The sequence below is a fragment of the Alistipes sp. An54 genome, assembly GCF_002159375.1.
GTDB classification, from domain to species: domain Bacteria; phylum Bacteroidota; class Bacteroidia; order Bacteroidales; family Rikenellaceae; genus Alistipes; species Alistipes megaguti.
Window position 1 is genome coordinate 24,711 of sequence record NZ_NFIA01000012.1, and the last position, 20,131, is coordinate 44,841.

At 60.8% G+C, this 20,131-nt stretch carries 12 protein-coding genes; 8 read left to right on the plus strand and 4 right to left on the minus strand.

Going from position 1 to position 20,131, the window contains the following annotated elements:
* Window positions 1–176: 176 nt before the first annotated feature.
* Both B5G09_RS10980 and B5G09_RS10985 read right to left on the minus strand, forming a co-directional pair.
* Window positions 177–1,202 carry a FecR domain-containing protein gene (locus B5G09_RS10980; RefSeq protein ID WP_087405176.1) on the minus strand — a complete coding sequence of 342 codons (1,026 nt, stop codon included), beginning with the start codon at window positions 1,200–1,202 and terminating at the stop codon, window positions 177–179.
* An 84-nt stretch (window positions 1,203–1,286) separates the two neighbouring features.
* The gene (locus tag B5G09_RS10985; protein WP_087310852.1) at window positions 1,287–1,841 is read right to left on the minus strand and encodes an RNA polymerase sigma-70 factor; all 555 of its coding nucleotides are present in this window, start codon (window positions 1,839–1,841) and stop codon (window positions 1,287–1,289) included.
* A 306-nt stretch (window positions 1,842–2,147) separates the two neighbouring features.
* Between B5G09_RS10985 and B5G09_RS10990 the strand changes: the two genes are divergently transcribed.
* The 8 genes from B5G09_RS10990 (at window position 2,148) to B5G09_RS11025 (ending at window position 15,313) form a co-directional block, all read left to right on the plus strand.
* Window positions 2,148–2,741, plus strand: a complete 594-nt coding sequence (locus tag B5G09_RS10990; protein ID WP_087405177.1) for an RNA polymerase sigma-70 factor — start codon at window positions 2,148–2,150, stop codon at window positions 2,739–2,741.
* Between the two features lie 95 nt (window positions 2,742–2,836).
* On the plus strand, window positions 2,837–3,796 hold the full coding sequence (locus tag B5G09_RS10995; RefSeq protein ID WP_087405178.1) for a FecR family protein: 960 nt from the start codon (window positions 2,837–2,839) through the stop codon (window positions 3,794–3,796).
* Window positions 3,797–3,997: 201 nt separating this feature from the next.
* A complete protein-coding gene (locus tag B5G09_RS11000; protein WP_087405179.1) occupies window positions 3,998–7,324 on the plus strand; it encodes a SusC/RagA family TonB-linked outer membrane protein in 3,327 nt (1,108 codons plus the stop codon).
* Between the two features lie 15 nt (window positions 7,325–7,339).
* Window positions 7,340–8,923 carry a SusD/RagB family nutrient-binding outer membrane lipoprotein gene (locus B5G09_RS11005; RefSeq protein ID WP_087405180.1) on the plus strand — a complete coding sequence of 528 codons (1,584 nt, stop codon included), beginning with the start codon at window positions 7,340–7,342 and terminating at the stop codon, window positions 8,921–8,923.
* A gap of 20 nt (window positions 8,924–8,943) precedes the next feature.
* The gene (locus tag B5G09_RS11010) at window positions 8,944–10,074 is read left to right on the plus strand and encodes a glycoside hydrolase family 18 (RefSeq protein ID WP_241147644.1); all 1,131 of its coding nucleotides are present in this window, start codon (window positions 8,944–8,946) and stop codon (window positions 10,072–10,074) included.
* A 13-nt stretch (window positions 10,075–10,087) separates the two neighbouring features.
* A complete protein-coding gene (locus B5G09_RS11015) occupies window positions 10,088–11,338 on the plus strand; it encodes a DUF1735 domain-containing protein (RefSeq protein WP_087310862.1) in 1,251 nt (416 codons plus the stop codon).
* Window positions 11,339–11,433: 95 nt separating this feature from the next.
* On the plus strand, window positions 11,434–13,014 hold the full coding sequence (locus tag B5G09_RS11020) for a sulfatase (RefSeq protein WP_087405181.1): 1,581 nt from the start codon (window positions 11,434–11,436) through the stop codon (window positions 13,012–13,014).
* A 34-nt stretch (window positions 13,015–13,048) separates the two neighbouring features.
* Entirely contained in the window at window positions 13,049–15,313 is a 2,265-nt protein-coding gene (locus B5G09_RS11025) for a family 20 glycosylhydrolase (protein WP_162608267.1), read from the plus strand.
* Window positions 15,314–15,472: 159 nt separating this feature from the next.
* Here B5G09_RS11025 and B5G09_RS11030 read toward each other — a convergent pair whose 3' ends face one another.
* Both B5G09_RS11030 and B5G09_RS11035 read right to left on the minus strand, forming a co-directional pair.
* Window positions 15,473–18,589 carry a glycoside hydrolase family 2 TIM barrel-domain containing protein gene (locus B5G09_RS11030; protein ID WP_087405183.1) on the minus strand — a complete coding sequence of 1,039 codons (3,117 nt, stop codon included), beginning with the start codon at window positions 18,587–18,589 and terminating at the stop codon, window positions 15,473–15,475.
* A 256-nt stretch (window positions 18,590–18,845) separates the two neighbouring features.
* The gene (locus tag B5G09_RS11035) at window positions 18,846–19,805 is read right to left on the minus strand and encodes a phosphoribosylaminoimidazolesuccinocarboxamide synthase (RefSeq protein ID WP_087310870.1); all 960 of its coding nucleotides are present in this window, start codon (window positions 19,803–19,805) and stop codon (window positions 18,846–18,848) included.
* Between the last annotated feature and the right edge of the window lie 326 nt (window positions 19,806–20,131).

Genomic DNA, 20,131 nt, shown 5'->3' on the forward strand with positions numbered 1-20,131 from the left:
GAATGTAATTTGTTTTTCATACATTTGCGGTTGGTTAGAATTGGAAAAAGAGGACTGATTCTGCCATTCGGGTCGGGCATGTGGGGCATGTCCGACTTTTTTGGGTATTGGGGGGTGTCAGGTCATAGGCGGGAAGTTTTGAGGTTTGTTCAGGTCGGTTTTCATGGTTTTTGGTTTTAGAGCGGGTAGATGGTGATCGAATCGTTTATCCGCACGATCCGCAGCGGTGTAATGCGTTCCATAGCCGAGAGAATCTGGTCGATGGATTCGTTGTAGAAGTTGATCGTATAGGTGTACCTGTAAAGACTCTCGTCGCAGACGCGGCACTCCACGCCGTAGTTCCGCTCCAGGAAAGCGAGCAGATCACGCAGCGGCGTATTCTTGAAATAGTATCGTTTGTGCATCCACCCCATGAGCTGTGTCGAGTCGGCATCGCTCTTCAGAAGGGTTTCCCCCGATTCGCGGTTCAGTTCGAGCAGTTGTCCGGGGTGCAGTTCGTAGTTGCGTTCCTGTCCCGAGACCAGCTCCCGGGCCCTCACCTTTCCCTCCTGCAGATAGAGGCTGGTGATGCCGGGCGAGGCCGTGTTGAGGTTGAACCGTGTCCCCACCACCCGGATCGAGAGACCGTCGGTCTGGACCACAAAGGGGCGTTTGGCATCCTTGGCCACGGTGAAGAAGGCTTCGCCGTGGAGTTTCACCTCGCGCCGCCGGCGGTCGAAGCGGGAGGGGTATTCAAGAGTCGTTTCGGAATTGAGCATCACGGAGGTGCCGTCGGCCATGAGTACGTGCATCTGTTCGCCGGCCGGGACCACGATCTTCCGGCTGGCAGTCTCCACGCCGTCCCGGGGCTCCAGCTGTGTGAGTAGCAGCAGGTTGAGCAGAATGAGCGGCAGGGCGACGGCCGCGGCCATCCGGAGTTTGAGCAGGCGGTTGTGACGGCGGCTGCGGCGGCCGATCTCTTTCAGAATCCGTTCGCGCAGTTCGGCGGAGGGTTGCGGCACGGCCTCCGAAAGCAGGGCGCGGGGATCGTTCAGTGCCTGTTTGATGTCCCGATCCATTGCCTTGGCGGCGATCCTCTGTCCGGCGGGGGTCTTCAGCAGCCGGCGGGCCTCCTCCTCGCGTTCCGGAGGACAGTTTCCTTCGAAAAAGGCGAGCAACAGGTCGCGGTCGGTTTCGGGTCGGGGGGATGAGGTCGGTTTCATGGGCCGTGTTTTATCATAAATACACACGGCGCGGGGAAAAGTATTATGCCGGAGAGCGATTTTTTCGGACCGATCCGTTGTGGATCAGTTTTCCAACAGCAGGAGTAGCAGCAGACACCCGGCTCCGATCATCTTGCGCAGTTGCTGGATCGACTGGTGGTAGAGGACCTTGACGGTGTTGACCGAGATGTGGAGCCGTTCGGCGATCTCGGCATTCGAGAGCCCTTCGTGGAGTTTCATGCGGCAGACGGCGATCTTCTGCGGGGAGAGGCGTCCGATAGCCTGGTCGAGTTTGTCGAGCAGGTCGCGGCGTTCGAGCTCATTCAGGAATCCGGCCGAATCCCTCTCTGTCATTCGTTCCCAGGCTCCGTCGGTGGGGATTCCGGATCTCAGCACGTTGAGTGTCAGATTTCTGGAGATGGTAAAGAGATAGCCTCCCAGTCCGGATTGCGGATCGAGCCGCGAACGGTTTTCCCACAACTTGAGGAAGGCCTGCTGGACGATATCCTCGGCGGCCGAACCTGTGCGGGTATATCGGTAGGCGAAGGCATAGAGTTGCCGGTGGTATTTGTCGTACGCCATCGCGAATGCCAGATGGTTGTCTTGGCGTATCTCCTGTGCCAACTCGGTGTCCGTCATCTCTTTGAAGGGTTCATGTTTCGGGTTATCAGTTCTTTGCTGCCTTCGGCGAGGGGCCTGCCGTGAGGTAAATATAGAAATTATTTGCGAGATACCGAAGCCCCGATTTGATTTTTCATGAAGATGCAACCTCTCCCGGCGGGGTACGGAACGGCTTCTTACAGTCCGGAACCGCTTCGTCCGACAGTATCGTCTCTTCTGCTGTTCCACCTTCAAAGAGACGGCCTCTTCCCGGCAGCGATTTTTTTGCGGAGATGACTTTTTGCAAAAAATAGTATATTTGTACAATTCAAATGCAACTTCTCCGTGGAACACACCCCTGTCAACAGGAATGACGATGATGATTTCGGCCGGCTCTATGACGAGTACCGTCCGCGCTTCATCGAGTTCGCCCGCGGATATGTCAAGGACCGGCTCGCGGCCGAGGATCTGGTCACCGATTCGTTCCTCTACTTCTGGGAGAACCGCGGCCGCATCGATCCCTCGTGCAACGTGGCGGCCTATGTCTTCACGACGCTGCGCCACAAGTGTCTGAACTACCTGCGGGCCCGGCTGGTCCGTCTGCGGGCCCACAACGAGATGGAGGCGCTGGAGAACCGTGTGCTGCGCGAGAACATCCGTTCGCTGGAGATGTGCGACCCCCGGCAGCTCTTCGAGGGGGAGATCGAGCGGCTCGTGCGCGAGAGTCTGGACGAGATGTCCGAGCTGACGCGCGGCGTCTTCACCGAACAGCGTTTCCGGGGGCGTTCCTACCGCGAGGTGGCCGAACTGTTCGGCATCACTGAACGCCGCGTGGCCACCGAACTCGAGAAGGCCCTGACCGCGTTGCGCCGGGGACTGCACGACTATCTGCCGGCCGTGCTGGCGGCAGCCCTTCTGGAGCGTCTCTCCAGGCCCTGAAATCACTTTTTTCAAAAAAAATGCATTTTCTTCCGGTAAAACGCTTCGCTGAAGTGCTTTTAGGATGTATGCACCCCAAAACGAGCTGCCGAAGCATGGAAAAAGAGACACTGTACCGGTTTTTCCGAGGTGAAGCCTCCCCCGAGGAGGAGCGCCGCCTCATGGAGTGGCTCGACGCCGATGCGGAGAATCGTCGGACGTTCGACCGCGAACGGGCCCTGTTTACGGCCCTGCAACTCTTTGCACCCCGTCCGAAGGTCCGTGCCCGCGTGTCGGCATCGCGTCCCGGCCGCCGTTCGGGAGTCCTCCGGCGTCTGGCCGCACCCGCCCTGCGGATTGCCGCCGTGGTGGCTCTGGCCGTGGGGATCAGCTGGGGGGTCATCTCCCACCGCGAACGCAACTGGGAGCAGCTGACCAACCGGATCGTCGTCCCCGCCGGACAACGCATCAACCTTACGCTGCAGGACGGCACCTCGGTGTGGCTCAACTCCGGTTCGGAACTCGAATATCCGGCCCTCTTTGCCGGTGCGACACGCCAGGTAAAACTCCGGGGTACGGCCCTTTTCGATGTGACGGGCAATGCCGAACGCCCCTTCATCGTCGAGACCTACGCCTGCCGCGTGGAGGTGCTCGGCACCCGATTCAACGTCCGTGCCGACGAGCAGAACGATGAGTTCTCGACGGCTCTCTTCCGTGGCAGTGTCCGCGTCACCTCCCGCGATTCGCTCCATCAGCAGGTAACGCTCCGCCCCAACGAGCGGGTCCTGCTCGAAGAGGGGCGCCTGCGCGTCGAACCTGCCGACGATCCGAACGAATACCTCTGGACCGAGGGGCAGATCTCGATCGGCGGCTGTTCGTTCGAGGAGATCCTTGCACGCTTCGAGAGTTGTTACGGCGTACGCTTCGACGTGCGGCTCGAGCAGCTGCCCAAAGTCGGGTCGATCGGCAAGATCCGCATCTCGGACGGCATCGAACACGCCCTGAGCATCCTGCAGCGCAACGGCGACTTCCGATACACCTACGATACCCAGACCAACGTAATTACGATCTATTGATAAACCTGAATCCCCGAACCTTAAACTCCGCCTGCCTATGATGCTGTAATCCGTCTCTTTTCGACCGTATCCGGTCCTCTGCGGACATTTCGTGAAAGAAAAACCCGGAATTGTGCCAACAACTCCGGGTCGTCAGGATAACGGTCTATTCCCAGCCTTGGAACAACCTGAATTATTATCCTTTAACCAATCTGCAAAGATATGAAGAAAAAAGTATCAGGCCAAATGAAAAGCCTGATAATCTTCCTGTTCGCGGCGATTCTGTGCCTCGGGGCACGTCCGGCCGCGGCTCAGACCGCACGCGTCACCATCGACCTGCGGCAAGTCAAAATGGAACGGGTCATGAACGAAATCGAGAAGCAGACCCGCTATCTGTTCATCTACGACAAGAGTCTCAACATCGACCATACGGTCAGCGTTGTGGCTGACAATCTCCCCGTGACGGAGGCCCTCGGTCAGATGGTCCGCGGTACGGGAATCTCCTACGAAATCAAGGGCTCGAACATCATTCTTTCGGCCGGAGAGTTGCGGACCCCCCCCCTTGCATCGGCTGCTGCGCCGGGTGAAGTCTCCGGACGGGTCGTCGATGCCCACGGCCTGCCGGTCATCGGAGCCTCGGTGATCCTCAAGGGTACGACCCTGGGCGTGAGCACCGATGTGGACGGCCGCTTCACGCTGCGCATTCCCGAAGGAACGGCCCATCCGGTGCTGCTCTTCGACTATCTGGGCTACGAGTCGCAGGAGGTGTCCGTCGACGGGCGGACGCAGTTCGACATCACGTTGCAGGAGTCGGCCGTGGCCGTGGAGAACGTCGTCGTGACGGCCCTCGGTATCAAGCGCCAGGAGAAAGCCCTCTCCTACAACGTGCAGCAGGTCAAGGCCGAAGAGATCATGACCGTGCAGGATGCGAACTTCATGAACTCGCTCAACGGCAAGGTAGCCGGTGTGCAGATCAACTCCTCGGCAGCCGGCGTGGGTGGTGCGGTGCGCGTGGTGATGCGCGGTGCGAAATCCATCTACAAGGACAACAACGCCCTCTATGTGATCGACGGTGTGCCGATGACCAACGTCTCGTTCGGCTCCTCGGACGACGGCCTGCAGGGCAACTACCTCGGTTCGGACGGCGTGGCCGACATCAACCCCGCCGACATCGAGTCGATTTCGGTGCTGACGGGCCCTTCGGCCGCTGCCCTCTACGGTTCGGATGCCGCCAACGGCGTGGTGCTGATCAACACCAAGAAGGGGGAGGCGGGCAAGACGCAGGTGAGCGTCTCGAACAGCACCACCTTCTCGATGCCGTTCGTCATGCCGCGCTTCCAGAACCGCTACGGCAACGAGGTGGGATCCTATCAGAGCTGGGGCGCTGCGACGTCGCGGCGGTTCGACCCCTCGAGCTTCTTCAATACGGGTTCGAACGTCAGCAATTCGTTTTCGTTCTCCACCGGCACGAAGCGTCACCAGGCCTATTTCTCGGCCGCGACGACCAATGCCCGGAACATCCTGCCCAACAGCGGTTACAACCGTTACAACTTCACGATGCGGGACGTGAGCTCGTTTCTCAACGACCGGATGACGCTCGACCTGAGTGCCAGCTATATCCTGCAGAACAACAAGAACATGATCGCCTCGGGACAGTACTTCAACCCGCTGCCGGCGCTCTACCTCTTCCCGCGCGGCGAGGATTTCGACAACGTGCGCATGTACCAGATCTGGGACGAGTCGCGCAACCTCTACGTCCCGAACTGGACCTACGGTTCGGGCGACATGTCGTTCCAGAACCCCTACTGGATCATGCACAAGATGATCAACGAGTCGAAGAAGCGCCGCTACATGCTCTCGGCCAGTCTGAAGTACGACATCACGAAGTGGCTCAACGTGACGGGCCGCGTGAAGGTCGACAACTCGGACATGGACATCACCAACAAGCGCTACGCCGGTACGGATACGAACTTCGCCGGTGAGAAGGGTCTCTACAACATCACCAAGCGCAACGACCGTCAGATCTATGCCGACGTCATCGCCAACATCGACCACTACTTCTCCGACGACTGGCACCTGACGGCCAACGTCGGCGCCTCGATCAAGGACGTGCAGATGGATCTGATGGGCTGGGGCGGCGACCTGCGCAAGATCCCCAACTTCTTCTCGATCACCAACATCTCGACCACCTCCTACCGTGAGCGTGAGGACGGATCGCGGGTTCAGTCGCAGAGCATCTTCGCCAACGTCGAGGTGGGGTGGAAGAACATGCTCTACCTGACCGTCACGGGCCGCAACGACTGGGAGTCGGCGCTGGCCTTCTCGAAATACAGTTCGTTCTTCTATCCGTCGGTGGGTCTGTCGGGCGTGATCTCCGAGATGGTCGATCTTCCCGACTGGTTCTCGTTCCTGAAGGTGCGCGCCTCCTATTCGGCCGTCGGCTCCTCGTACGCCGCCTACCTGACGAGCCCCTACTACGAGTACCGCGCCCAGAACCACGAGTGGGACTCGAACCACCGCTTCCCGAACGACAACCTCAAACCCGAAAAGACCAAATCGTGGGAGGTGGGTCTGAATGCCCGCTTCTTCGGCGGCAAGCTGAACCTCGATGCCACGTGGTACCGTTCGGACACCTACAACCAGACCTTCGAGTCGACCCCTTCGTCGACGTCGGGCTATTCGTCGGTGCTGGTGCAGGCCGGTCAGGTCCGCAATACGGGTCTGGAACTCCTGCTCGGCTATCACAACACCTGGAAGGATTTCTCGTGGGATACGAGCCTCACCTACACGACCAACCGCAACCGGATCATCCGTCTGGCCGACGGCGTGATCAGCCCCGTCGACGGCAAGCCGATCGAGATGCCCTATCTGGAGAAGGCAACCCTCGGCAACACGGGTTCGCCGCAGGTGATCCTCTACGAGGGCGGAACGATGGGTGACCTCTACATCAACCGCGAACTGCGCACCGACGGCAACGGCAACATCTATGTCGATCCGTCGACCAATCAGGTCGAACTGACGACCACCGAACGCCGCAAGGTCGCCTCGCTGCTCCCGAAGGGCAACCTGGGCTGGAGCAACAGCTTCTCCTACAAGGGCGTAACGCTGTCGGCCATGATTGCGGCCCGGCTGGGCGGATCGGTCGTCTCGAATACGGAGGCCTTCCTCGACTACTACGGCGTTTCGGAGCGTTCGGCCGCGGCGCGTGACGCCGGCGGCGTGCGGATCAACAACGGACTGGTCGATGCCAGGAACTACTACCAGACGATCGGTGCCGGTACGGGCGCCGGAGCCTACTACATCTATTCGGCCACGAACGTCCGTCTGCAGGAGCTCTCGCTGAGCTACTCGCTGCCGCGCAAGTGGTTCCGCAACAAGATGGGGATGACCGTCTCGCTCGTGGGCCGCAACCTGTGGATGATCTACAACAAGGCGCCGTTCGATCCCGAACTGACCACCTCGACCTCCGACAACTTCCTGCAGGGCGTGGACTACTTCATGCTGCCCAGCCTGCGCAACATCGGATTCTCCGTGAAATTCCAATTCTAAAACTGCCGACCAATCATGAAACAGCATACAATCAAACGTTTGTTCGGACGCGGGGTGCTCGGCGTGGCTCTGCTGGCCGCCGCAGCCTGCACCGGTAACTTCGAAGAGTACAATACCAAACCCTACCGCCCGACGGACGAGGATCTCGTCGGCGACAACGTGGGTATCGGCATCCTCTTCCCCTCGATGATGGAGTGGATGACCCACTACCAGGTCAATGCCTCGCAGTATCAGGATGTCCTGATCGGCGACGAACTGGGCGGCTACTGCTCGGCCGTGAAACCCTACCAGGGTCAGAACATCTCGACCTACAACCCTTCGGATTCGTTCAACGATCCGCTCTTCAACAACACCTTCTCGAACTTCTACGGCAACTACTTCCAGGTGCTGTCGAGCACCGGGGGCGAAGGGGCCGTCTATCAGCTGGCCCAGATCATCCGCGTGGCCTCGATGCTCCGCGTGACCGACGCCTACGGCCCGATTCCCTACTCGAAGATGCAGAACGGAACCTTCTCGGTGCCCTATGACAGCCAGCGCGACGTCTATCTGGCGATGATCGACGATCTGGATGCCGCCATGGAGGAGCTCTACACCTTCGTCTCGGCCGGCAATACGACGCTGCTCGCGGATTTCGACATCAGCAACTACGCCGGTGATGTCCGTTTGTGGATCCGCTTTGCCAATACGCTCAAACTGCGCATGGCCATCCGCATGAGCGGTGTGGAGAGCTCGGCACGCACGATCGCCGAAGAGGCCGTGGCCGCCCGCGAGACCTACGGTCTGATCGAGACGACGGCCCAGTCGCTCTACTTCGTCTCCACGTCGCGCCGCAACCCCTTCTATACCCAGGCAACCAGCTCCTCGTGGCAGGACCTGCGTTCGAATGCCAACATCACGATGTACATGAACGCCTACTCCGATCCACGGCGCAGCTCCTACTTCTCGACCTCGGGGTATGCCGGCCAGCCCTATGTCGGAGCCCGTTCGGGCATCGACAACGTGAGCGTGACCGACTACACGGCGTTCTCCTATCCGCTCTACGGCGAGACGGATCCCGTTCCGGTGATGTACGCCGCCGAGAGCTGGTTCCTGCGCGCCGAGGGCGCGCTGCTGGGCTGGTCGATGGGCGATACGGCCGAGAATCTCTACAACAGGGGAATCGAGACCTCGTTCGAAGAGGCCGGCTGCTCGTCGTCGCTCAACACCTACATGCAGACGGGTGCCGTCACGCTCTCCTATACCGATCCGCTGGGGCGGAACAATGCGTCCGATTTCGGTACGGCCCCCTCGGTGGCCTGGGCCGACGACGGGCAGGCACTCGAGCGCATCATCATCCAGAAGTGGATCGCCAACCACATGATCGGCCACGAGGCCTGGGCCGATTTCCGTCGGACGGGCTTCCCGAAGATGCTCATGGCGGTCGACAACCTCAGCGCCGGCAGCATGTGGGGAACGGTGGACAGCGACCGCGGCATGCGGCGTCTGCACTACCCGCAGTCGGAGTACGACAACAACCGTGAGAATCTCCAGGGCGGCATTCAGCTGCTGGGCGGCACGGACGAACACTCGACCGATGTCTGGTGGGCAAAGAAAAACTGACCTGAAAAACCTGAAAAACCATGAAAATGAATCGTAAAAACATATTTTCGGCCATGACGGCCATGGCTGTCGTCCTGTTCTGCGCGTGCAGCGAGTGGACGGAACCCGAGGCCCGGGATCTGAAGCAGTCCCTCCCGGACTCCTATTACGCCGATCTGAAGGCTTACAAGGCTTCGGACCATTCGCTCGCCTTCGGCTGGTTCGATGGCTGGAATCCGGTTTCGGCCTCGACGGCCATGAGCCTGATGGGAATTCCCGACAGTGTGGATCTGGTGGCCATCTGGTCGCCCTTCACGCCAAGCGAGGAGCAGAAGGCCGACATGCGGGCCGTTCGCGAGAAGAAGGGTACGCGGGTTGTCGTGACGACCCTGCTCACGGACATCGGTCTGAACGTCACCCCCGAGGAGGTGACCGCCGGAGCGACCACCAACAACGAGATTATCCGTCTGCGGCGCCTCTACTGGGGGTGGACGGACGACGCCTCGGCCGCCGAGATCGAGACCGCCATCCGCAAGTATGCCAATGCCATGGTCGACGCCGTGCTGGCCAGCGGATACGACGGCCTGGACATTGACTTCGAGCCCAGCTATGCCGGACACTCCGGCAACATCGTCAACGATTACGAGCGGATCCCGGAGCAGGGTGAGATCTATGCCGGAACGACTCCCGCCCAGCGCGTAAACTGGTTTGTCGAGGAGTGCAGCCGGCGTCTGGGACCCAAGTCGGGCAGCGACAAACTGCTGATCGTCGACGGTGAGGTGCACTCGATGCCCGTCGAGACGATCGACTGCTTCGACTACTTCATCCTGCAGACCTATAAGCTCTCCAGCCAGACGAATCTCGACGACGCTCTGAGCCGTGTGGTCTCGGCCTTCGACGGGACGCTCTCCGCCGAGCAGATCACCCGGCGGCTGATCGTGACCGAGAATTTCGAATCGGCCTCCATTGCGGCGGCCGGCGGCATCACCTGGACGCTCAGCGACGGTACGAAGGTCAACTCGCTGCAGGGCATGGCCCTCTGGGAGCCCTATACCGGTGTGCGCAAGGGGGGAGTCGGCGCCTACAAGATGCAGAACGACTTCAAGAACGACTGCTACCACTACTACCGTCAGATCATCTCGACGATGAATCCGGCGCAAACCAACCGATAAAAAGCAACGACCTATGAAAATGACATGGATGAATCGTGCCTGCAAGGGGCTGATGGCAGGCTTTCTGATGGCAGCCGTTGCGGGTTGCAACGACGCCGAATTCCAGCCCATCGACAATGCCGCCTACATTGCCGAGGCTTACGGGGCGGCGAGCAAGCTTCTGTCGTTCTCGAACGACGAGGGGGCGCAGACCACGCTGACGGCCCGGCTGGGTGATCGTGCCGCCGCCGATTGCTCGTTCCGCTTCGAGGTGGCTCCCGAGGTGCTGACCCGCTACAACCAGATGAACGGCACCTCCTACGTGCAGCTTCCCGACGGAGCCTACAACCTTCCGGCCGATCCCGTATCGGTGACAGCCGGTGCGGCCTCGGCGGCTCCGCTGCAGGTCGAGATCCTGCCCTATACCCAGGAGATGAAGGATTCGGGTGTGACCTATGCCCTGCCGGTGCGGCTGCTCAGTACCGACGGCAACATGCGACTGCTCAATGACCTTTCGGAGTTCCTGCTTATCTGCAACTGGCAGCGGATCGTGCCGGTTCCGCTCTTCAATACGGAGTTTGTCGAAACCGGCGACCGTTCGAAGAAGAACCGGATCATGTTCGACATGGGTGATGCGGATATCAACTTCACGGCCTATACCTTCGAGTTCATGATGTACATGGAGGACTTCTCCACGACGAGCGACCAGATGCTCGTGGGTCTGGAGGGCTCGTCGCGCTCGCTGACCAACCGCATGTGGGTGCGCTTCGAGAACAACAGTCCGAAGAAGTGGATGCAGATCAACTCGATGGTCAAGCCGGCCATCGATGCCTCGACACCCAATCAGGCCAAGGTCTGGCAGCACGTGGCCATTGTCTTCGACGGCAGCAAGATGCATCTGTATCTCGACGGAACGGAGGTGGCCACGAAGGATGCCCCCAATCCCTCGATCAACTTCCGCTACTTCTCGCTGCTGCCGCAGCCGTCCTCCTTTACGCAGACGATTTCGTTCCGCGAGGTGCGCCTGTGGAACGTGGCCCGTACGGCGGTCCAGCTGGCCAACAACGCCACGAATGTCGATCCGAAGAGCGAGGGGTTGCTCGGCTACTGGAAGATGGACGAGGGCTCGGGCTACACGTTCAACGACGCCACGGGCAACGGCCATCTCGGAACGTGCCAATACTCGACGGCTTCGGGAATCGGCAACGCCGCCTGGCCCGAAACCTTCACCGGCCCGGCCACGGGGCTGAAGTGGGTGGAGAACTCCGAAAAGATGGACGAATAGGAGTCCCTGCGAATCCCGAATGACGAAGGGCGCCGCCGTGCGGTTCGAAGCGCTGCGGCGGTGCCCTTTTTCCGAAAATCATACCGCAACATCACATGAAAACCACTGACCTCTATCTGTTGGGCCTGGGTGGATTGGCGACGCTGTCGCTGGCGGGCTGCACGGACCGCAAACCCGCGGCACGCCCGATGAACATCCTCTACATCATGACCGACGACCATACGGCGCAGATGATGAGCTGCTATGACCGCCGCTACGCCTCGACGCCCAATCTCGACCGCATAGCCCGGGAGGGAGTCCGCTTCACGAACAGCTTCGTGGCCAACTCGCTGAGCGGTCCGAGCCGGGCCTGCATGCTCACGGGCAAACACTCGCACAAGAACGGTTTCTACGACAATACGACGTGCGTCTTCGACGGTTCGCAGCAGACCTTCCCCAAGCTGCTGCAGCAGGCCGGCTACGAGACGGCGATCGTCGGCAAATGGCATCTGGAGAGCCTCCCGACGGGCTTCGACCATTGGGAGATCATCCCCGATCAGGGGGACTACTACAATCCGGACTTCATCCGGCAGACGGGCGACACGGTCCGCAACGAGGGCTACATCACGAACCTCATCACGGACAAGGCGCTGGCGTGGCTCGATGCGGAGCGCGATCCCGAGAAGCCCTTCTGCCTGCTCGTGCACCACAAGGCGCAGCACCGCAACTGGATGGCCGACACGTGCAATCTGACCCTCTACGAGGATCGGACCTTCCCGCTGCCGGAGACCTTCTACGACGATTATGCGGGGCGTCCGGCAGCTGCCGCCCAGGAGATGTCCATCTCGTCGGACCACGACATGGATGTGATCTACGATCTGAAGATGTACCGCACGTCGGATTCGAGCCGGCTGAAGGAGCTCTACGAGGGGATGATCGGCCGCATGAATCCCGATCAGCGGGCGGCCTGGGACCGTTTCTACGATCCGCTCATCGCGGAATTCCATCGCACGAATCCGCAGGGCCGCGAGCGTGCCGAGTGGAAATTCCAGCGCTATGTGCGCGATTACCTGAAGACGCTCAAATCGCTGGACGACAACGTGGGACGGCTGCTCGACTACCTCGACCGCACGGGACTGGCCGGGAATACGCTGGTGGTCTATACCTCGGACCAGGGCTTCTACATCGGCGAGCACGGCTGGTTCGACAAGCGCTTCATGTACGAGGAGTCGATGCATACGCCGCTGGTCATGCGGCTCCCGGGCGGCGTGCAGGGCGACATCGATCAGCTGGTGCAGAACATCGACTATGCTCCGACGTTCCTCGAACTGGCCGGCGCGGAGATTCCCGACGACATCCAGGGCCGCTCGCTGCTACCGCTGCTGCGGGGCGAAAAGTCCGCCGACTGGCGTCCGGCCCTCTATTACCACTTCTACGAGTATCCGGCCGAACACATGGTCAAACGCCACTACGGGGTGCGCGACAACCGCTGGAAGCTCATCCATTTCTACAACGACATCGACCACTGGGAGCTCTACGATCTGAAGACGGATCCTCACGAGCTGCATAACCGCTACGACGATCCGGCGTGTGCCGGCGAGCGGGCCCGGATGATCGACGAACTCCTCCGCCTGCAGCGGCAGTACGACGATACGCTGGCCCTGCGCATGAACGGAGATTTCCAATCCAAAGACTGATTCCATGACGAGACGATTTAGATTCCTACCGTTTTTGTTTGCCGCCGTTCTGTTCCTGGGCGGTTGTGCGACGACACCGGCCGGGGAGCGCCCCACGCTGATTCCCCAGCCGCAGCAGGTGAAGTGGGGACGGGGCGGCTACCGTCTTCCGGACGAGGTGCGCATCGGCATCTCCGATCCGCGGCTGACCCTGCAGGCCGACTACCTGAGGCAGGCGCTGGCCCCCTGTACTTCGGCCTCGCTGTCGGAGACCCCGCAGGGTGATATCTGCCTGCAGCTCGATACCGCATCGCTGGCCGAAGAGGCCTACCGGCTGGCTGTCACGCGGTCGGGCGTGCGGATCACGGGCGGATCGCCGCGCGGCGTGGTCAACGGCATTGCTACGCTGCGGCAGCTGCTGCCCGCGGACGAGAGGACTGAAGCGGTGATTCCGCATGTGGAGGTGGAGGATGCCCCGGCGTTTGCCTGGCGCGGCGTGATGCTCGACGTGAGCCGCCACTTCTTCGACAAGGAGGATATCTGCAGCATGCTGGACCAGATGGCCCGGCTGAAGCTCAACAAGTTCCACTGGCATCTGACCGACGATCAGGGCTGGCGCGTCGAGATCAAGGCCTATCCCGATCTGGCCGGCAAGGGCGGCTGGCGCCGTTTCAACAAGCACGACACGATCTGCATGGGACGTGCCGCACGGGAGGAGAATGCCGATTTCCTGATTCCGGAGAAGTACCTGCGCGTGGAGGGTGCCGATACGCTCTACGGCGGTTACTACACGCAGGAGGATATCCGCGAGGTGGTGGCCTATGCCGCCGAACGGGGTATCGACGTCATTCCGGAGATCGACATGCCGGGCCACTTCCTGCAGGCCATCGAGTACTATCCGGAGATGACCTGCTTCGAGCCCGAGACGTGGAGCGGCGAGGCCTTCTCCTCCCCGTTGTGCCTGGGCAAGGACGAGGCGCTGGCGTTCTGCGAGGAGATCTGGCAGGAGGTGTTCGAGCTCTTCCCCTATGAGTATGTCCATATCGGAGGCGACGAGGTCAACATGAAGAACTGGAACCGTTGCCCGCGCTGCCAGGCGCGCATGCGCCAGGAGGGGTTGGCCGACGGACACGCCCTGCAGGCGTGGTTCACCCGCCGCATGCAGCGCTTCTTCGAGGCCCACGACCGCCGGATGATCGGCTGGGACGAACTCCTGCAGGGCGAGGTCGATCCGGCGACCACGATCATGTGGTGGCGCCCGTGGGTGCCGGAGTCGGTCGACAGGGCCACGCGTCAGGGTTGCGATCTGATTATTTGTCCGCAGACGTGGTTCTACTTCTCGCTCGAGGAGGATGCAGGCTCGTTGAAGCGCACGTGCAATTTCCGGCTGGTTCCCGATTCGCTTCCGCAGGAGCAGAAGGCCCGCATTCTGGGTGTTCAGGGCAACGTCTGGGCCGAGAAGGTGCCTTCGTTGTCGCGGGCGGAGTATCTCTTCTATCCGCGGCTGCTGATCGTGGCCGAGAAGGGGTGGAGCCCCGAGGAGCGGGTCAGCGAGGAGGAGCTGCTGCCGCGTGTGATGCGCTACTGCGCGCGGCTCGATGCCGAAGGGATCAACTACCGCATCCCCTCGCTGGAGAATTTCCACGAATTCTGCGTCTTCACTGACTCGACGCGTTCGACGGTGACCTGCCCGCTGCCGGGCGCCACGCTGCGCTATACGCTCGACGGATCGGTGCCGACCGTCTCTTCGCCGATCTACACCGGCCCGATCACCTTCCATGATGATGCCCTGCTGCAGGTGAGGGCCTTCCATCCCGATGGCCGGACGGGCGACTGGGTGAAGATCCGCTATGAGAAGTGCGGCTTTGCGGCTCCGACCGAGGTGGCCGTGACGGCTCCCGGCCTGCAGGCCGAGTGGTATTTCAAACGCTTCCCGAAGTGCGATGCCATCGGCGGAGCGAAGGCCGACGGGGGATGTGTGGTCGATACGGTGCAGTTCCCGAAGGTGGCGCAGGGGCGCCGTGCCACGGGAATCCTCTTCCGGGGGTATATCCGCGTGCCGGAGAATCGGATCTACACCTTTGCGCTGGCCTCGAACGACGGCAGCCTGTTGCGCATCGACGGCCGCGTGGTGATCGACAACGACGGCGAACATACGCTGATCGAGAAGACGGGACAGGCAGCCCTTTCGGCCGGGCTTCACCCCTTCGAGCTGCGCTATTTCGACTACAACGGCGGGCGTGTGACACTGGCGCTGGTCGATGAGCAGGGCCGGCGTCAGCCCTTCTCGGACGGATGGTTCTGTCACGACGCCGATTGATCCCGCAACGCTGTTTCAATGCAAAGAGGGCGGAGCCTGTAGGCTCCGCCCTCTCTTGTTCATGGGAGTGAGATGTGGCCCCGTTCGCGAGGCCCCCCCCCCGGTTCGACTTTGAACCGGTATGCTCCCCCCCCCCGGTCGGTGCCGCTGCGCTCCGGCTCAGTGTGAAACGCCGACCGGACGGAGCAGGAAGTCGAACTGCAGGTCTGCGTAGGGGATGCGGTATTCGGGCCGGGCCTGCTTGCCCCAGCTGTTGACGCATCCCAGTCCGGACTGAATCAGGTCGAAGCAGACATGCGTGCGGCCGTCGGAGACCAGTTCGGAGGGGTGGCGCCGGTACTCCGGCGTTCCGTTGTCGAGCTGTGGAATGGAGTAGGGGATGGCCGAGGCCGAGAAGTGGCGATCGGAGCAGATTTCCAGGCCGAGGCCCGTCTCGTCGGTCAGCCGCCACCACCTCAGGCCACTGCGCGTGCCGGACTCCTGGGGGCTGGCGTATTTGGCGTGGAACTGGTCGGCAACCCGCTGGTCGTAGCGTCCGACGAAGGCGGCCGAAGCCCGGTCCGCGTAGTTCTCCATCGGACCGCGTCCGTAGTAGGAGAGGGTGTTGAACATCCCCGGCGCCTCGAACATCATGCCGAAGCGCATCAGATCGGCTACTCCCGTACGGGTCGAATCGGCCTTCAGTGTCTCCCGGACGCGGATCGTACCGTCTTCGGCAATCCGGTAGCTGAGTGTCAGCCGTCCACCGACCTGCGGCAGCAGATAGTGTGCCGTGGCCCGTACCTGTTGATTCTCCTTCGTCAGGTCGAACTTTTCGAGTCGGGGTGTGATCTCGGCCCAGATCCGGCTGTCGGGAACCTTCCCGGCCTGACGAACGCCGAGATCATTGTCCGTGGCGGCCCGATAGAAGTTCGGACGCAGCGCTCCGGAGAGCAGCTCTACGCCGCGAAGCCGGTACGAGACCAGACAACCCGTTTCGGGATCGAAACGCAGCGTGAAATCTTCGCCCGTGACGGAGCCCCCGTCGAGGCGGAGCTCCTCGCGGGATGCGCCTGCTTCGAGCGAGGCAAAGCGCCGTGCGGAATCGTCGGCCCGAAGCACCAGCTGATCGGCGGCCACCTCGTAACCGGCCTCGAGCAGATCGGTCGTCTCGCGGAGCTGGTAGCGGACCGTGAGCAGCAGTTCGCCGTCGAGGGCCTCGATGCGTGCCGGATCGTATCCCAGCGTGATCTCTTTCGTCTGCTGGGGAGCAACCTCGATCCGTTCGATCACGCCGCTTGTGACCGGCTTTCCGTTGGCCGACACCTCCCACAGAAGCCGATAGGGCGAGAGATCGGTGAAGAAGTTCTCGTTGTAGAGGGCCACGATGCCCTTTTTCGCATCGCGCAGGGTGGTATGAACGGGCTGGTGGAGGTGCTTGACCTCGTAGGCGTGGGGATGCCACGAGCGGTCGCTGGCCAGAATGCCGTTGCAGCAGAAGGTGCTGTCCGAGGCGTCGCGGTCGTTGTAGTCGCCGCCGTAGCGGAACGTCAGCCGCCCCTCGGGGCTGCGCCAGGCCAGCGCCTGATCGGCGAAGTCCCAGATGAAACCGCCCTGATAGCGCGGCTCGCGGCGGATCATCTCCCAATACTCCTTCAATCCGCCCAGCGAGTTGCCCATGGCGTGGGCGTATTCGCACTGGATGAGTGGTTTGTCGGGATTCCGGTCCAGATAGCGCTGGCAGGTGTTATAGTCCCAATACATCGGGCAGGTGATGTCGGTGTTGTAGTCGCCGTGGTAGGAGGCCTGCTCGTACTGGACCGGACGCGAGGGGTCGAACGCCTTGATCCAGTCGTAGCACCGTTCGAAGTTGGGGCCGTTGCCGGCTTCGTTGCCCGTGCTCCAGATGATGATCGACGGGTGGTTGAAATCCCGGTGTACCATGCGCTGGTTCCGGTCGAGGTGAGCCTGGGCAAAGTCGGGATTCCCGGCCAGATTCTTCGACTTGTCGTGGTAGAAGTAGCCGTGCGACTCGATGTTGGCCTCGTCGACGACGTAGAGCCCGTAGCGGTCGCAGAGATCGTACCAGATGGGGGCGTCGGGGTAGTGACACGTGCGGACGGCATTGATGTTGAGGCGTTTCATCTCGCGGATGTCGCGGATCATCTCCTCGCGGGTCACGTAATAACCCGTGTTGGGCTCCATTTCGTGGCGGTTGACCCCCTTGATGAGGATCGGCTGCCCGTTGACGAGCAGCTGCCCGCCGCGGATCTCGACCTTGCGGAATCCGACCGGGAAGGCGGCCGCCTCGATCACTGATCCGTCGCGGGTGAGGGCCTCGGCCGTAAGCGTGTAGAGGGCGGGACTCTCGGCGCTCCATTTCCTGGGGTTGCTGACTTCGAACGACGTTTCGATCCGGTTCTGCCGCGGAGTGACGGTTCGCCGGAGGAGTTCCGCCCCCGCATCGTCGCGCAGGACGAGCCGTACGGCTCCGATCCCCGGCGTGGTGGCGATCCGGATCTGCAGCTCTCCGTCGCGGTAGTCCGACGTGAGGTCGGGCGTGATCCGCACGTCGGCCAGACGTCGCTTGTCCCGTGCATAGAGGTAGCAGTCGCGGCCGATGCCGGTCATGCGCCAGAAATCCTGATCCTCGAGGTAGGAGCCGTCGCACCAGCGGTTGATGCGCATCACGATGAGATTCTCCTGCCCGGGTTTCGTGTAGCGGGTGATCTCCCATTCGGCTTCGAGTTTGCTGTCCTCGCTGTATCCGACCTCGTGTCCGTTGACCCAGAGGGTGAGGTTCGAGGTGGCCGACCCGATGTGGATGAAGAGCTCCTTGCCCTTCCACTCCTCGGGAAGGGTGACCGTACGGCGGTAGATACCCGTGTAGTTCTGTTCGTAGGGAACCAGCGGAGCCTTCACCGGGAAGAACTTGTGCCAGGGATAGGGTTTGTTCGTGTAGACCGGATCGCCGTATCCGTTCATCTCCCAAAGCCCCGGAACGGGCATCTCGCCCCACGACGAGTCGTCGAATCCGGGACGGAAGAATCCTTCGGGTTCGGCGCCGGGGCGGTCAACACACAGGAAGGTCCATACACCGTTGAGCGAACGGTAGAGGGGTGAACGTTCGGGTGTGTTTTCGGGCGAGGCCTCCCCGGCGGTCGGGTAGACAATGAAGCTCGTGCGCATGGGGGCCCGGTTGACTCCGAAGCAGGTCGGGTCGAGCCATCGCTCTGCGGGAGCCTTTGCCGAGACGCTCGATGCGGCAAAAAGCAGGATGAACAACAGTTTTTTCATTTCGGTTGGTTTTGGAAAAAAAGGATCGGAGGCAAAAATAGTAAAAAATCGAAAGATTCCAAGCTTTTGCAACGAAACTTCTTCCTCGCTCCCGTCATCGGAGACTGTTTCGGGCGACCATCTCGGCTTTCCGTGTATGAATTGGCTGCTTTCACCTCTTGCAGGCCCCGGTGGCAGATCCGGAAAATAAAAAAGCGGCCAACCTTGGTTGACCGCTTCTCAATGGTCCGTCGATCGGACCGCTATTGCGTGTACGCTATTTGTTCAGGCTCTTCAGACACTCCGAAACGTTCTTCTCGATCCGCTGCAGGATGGTCTGCGTATCGGCCGCCTCGGCCTTGATGAACTTTTCGCCGGTGATCTGTTCGTAGAGTTCGACATAGCGGTTGGTGATGCCGGCGACGATCTCGGGGGTCATCTCGGGCACCTTCTGCCCCGGCTGTCCCTGGAATCCGTTTGCCATGAGCCATTCGCGGACGAACTCCTTCGAGAGCTGGCGCTGCCGTTCCCCCCGTGCCAGCCGCTCCTCGTACCCCTCGGCATAGAAGTAGCGCGACGAGTCGGGCGTGTGGATCTCGTCCATGAGGTAGATGACACCGTCCTTCTTTCCGAACTCATATTTCGTATCGACAAGGATCAGCCCCATTTTTGCGGCGATTTCGCACCCGCGGCGGTAGATGGCGCGCGTGTACTTTTCGAGCTGTTCGTACTCCTCGCGGCTGACGAGTCCCGAGGCGATGATCTGCTCTTTCGAGATATCCTCGTCGTGACCTTCGGCGGCCTTCGACGTGGGGGTGATGATCGGTTCGGGGAACTTCTGGTTCTCGACCATGCCGTCGGGCATCTCCACGCCGCAGATGGTGCGTTTACCGGCCTTGTATTCACGCCAAGCGTGGCCCGAGAGGTATCCGCGGATGACCATCTCGACCTTGAAGGGTTCGCACTTGCGGCCGACGGTGACCATCGGATCCGGTACGGCGAGTTTCCAGTTGGGGAGGATGTCGGCCGTGGCGTCGAGGAATTTGGCGGCGATCTGGTTCAGGACCTGACCCTTGTAGGGGATTCCTTCGGGCAGGACCACGTCAAAGGCGGAGATCCGGTCGGTCACCACCATGACCAGATATTCATCGTTGATGTCGTATACGTCGCGGACTTTTCCCGTATACTTGCTTTTCTGGCCTTCGAAGGTGAAATCGGTACGAGTGATTGCGTTCATGGTGTTTGCAGGTTTATCTGCGTGCAAAGATACGTTTTTTGCGTGAAAATTGGATTCCTCGGCGGTGGAAAGTTTCCGTCCTGATAGGCCGTATCGGCATAAAAGAAACTTTCCGATGCAGAAAATCGTTGTAATTCGTTAATTTTCTGTTAGTTACGACGTTAGTCGATGCCACAAAAAGACACACTGTAAAGAGGCGGCAAAACCTTGTTTGACGCTTCATTTCTTGTGTCCGATATTCTCGGAAAAATGTAAAACTCGGGTTTGGAGTCCGATTTTGGGCGGTTCTTTTCCCTCACTGGAGCGGGTCGCCGGAGGGGTGTGAC

Coding starts and splice junctions, on each gene's coding strand:
- B5G09_RS10980 (WP_087405176.1), bottom strand. CDS start 1,202: ATGAAACCGACCTCATCCCCCCGACCCGAAACCGACCGCGACCTGTTG.
- B5G09_RS10985 (WP_087310852.1), bottom strand. CDS start 1,841: ATGACGGACACCGAGTTGGCACAGGAGATACGCCAAGACAACCATCTG.
- B5G09_RS10995 (WP_087405178.1), top strand. CDS start 2,837: ATGGAAAAAGAGACACTGTACCGGTTTTTCCGAGGTGAAGCCTCCCCC.
- B5G09_RS11000 (WP_087405179.1), top strand. CDS start 3,998: ATGAAGAAAAAAGTATCAGGCCAAATGAAAAGCCTGATAATCTTCCTG.
- B5G09_RS11005 (WP_087405180.1), top strand. CDS start 7,340: ATGAAACAGCATACAATCAAACGTTTGTTCGGACGCGGGGTGCTCGGC.
- B5G09_RS11010 (WP_241147644.1), top strand. CDS start 8,944: ATGAAAATGAATCGTAAAAACATATTTTCGGCCATGACGGCCATGGCT.
- B5G09_RS11015 (WP_087310862.1), top strand. CDS start 10,088: ATGAAAATGACATGGATGAATCGTGCCTGCAAGGGGCTGATGGCAGGC.
- B5G09_RS11020 (WP_087405181.1), top strand. CDS start 11,434: ATGAAAACCACTGACCTCTATCTGTTGGGCCTGGGTGGATTGGCGACG.
- B5G09_RS11030 (WP_087405183.1), bottom strand. CDS start 18,589: ATGAAAAAACTGTTGTTCATCCTGCTTTTTGCCGCATCGAGCGTCTCG.
- B5G09_RS11035 (WP_087310870.1), bottom strand. CDS start 19,805: ATGAACGCAATCACTCGTACCGATTTCACCTTCGAAGGCCAGAAAAGC.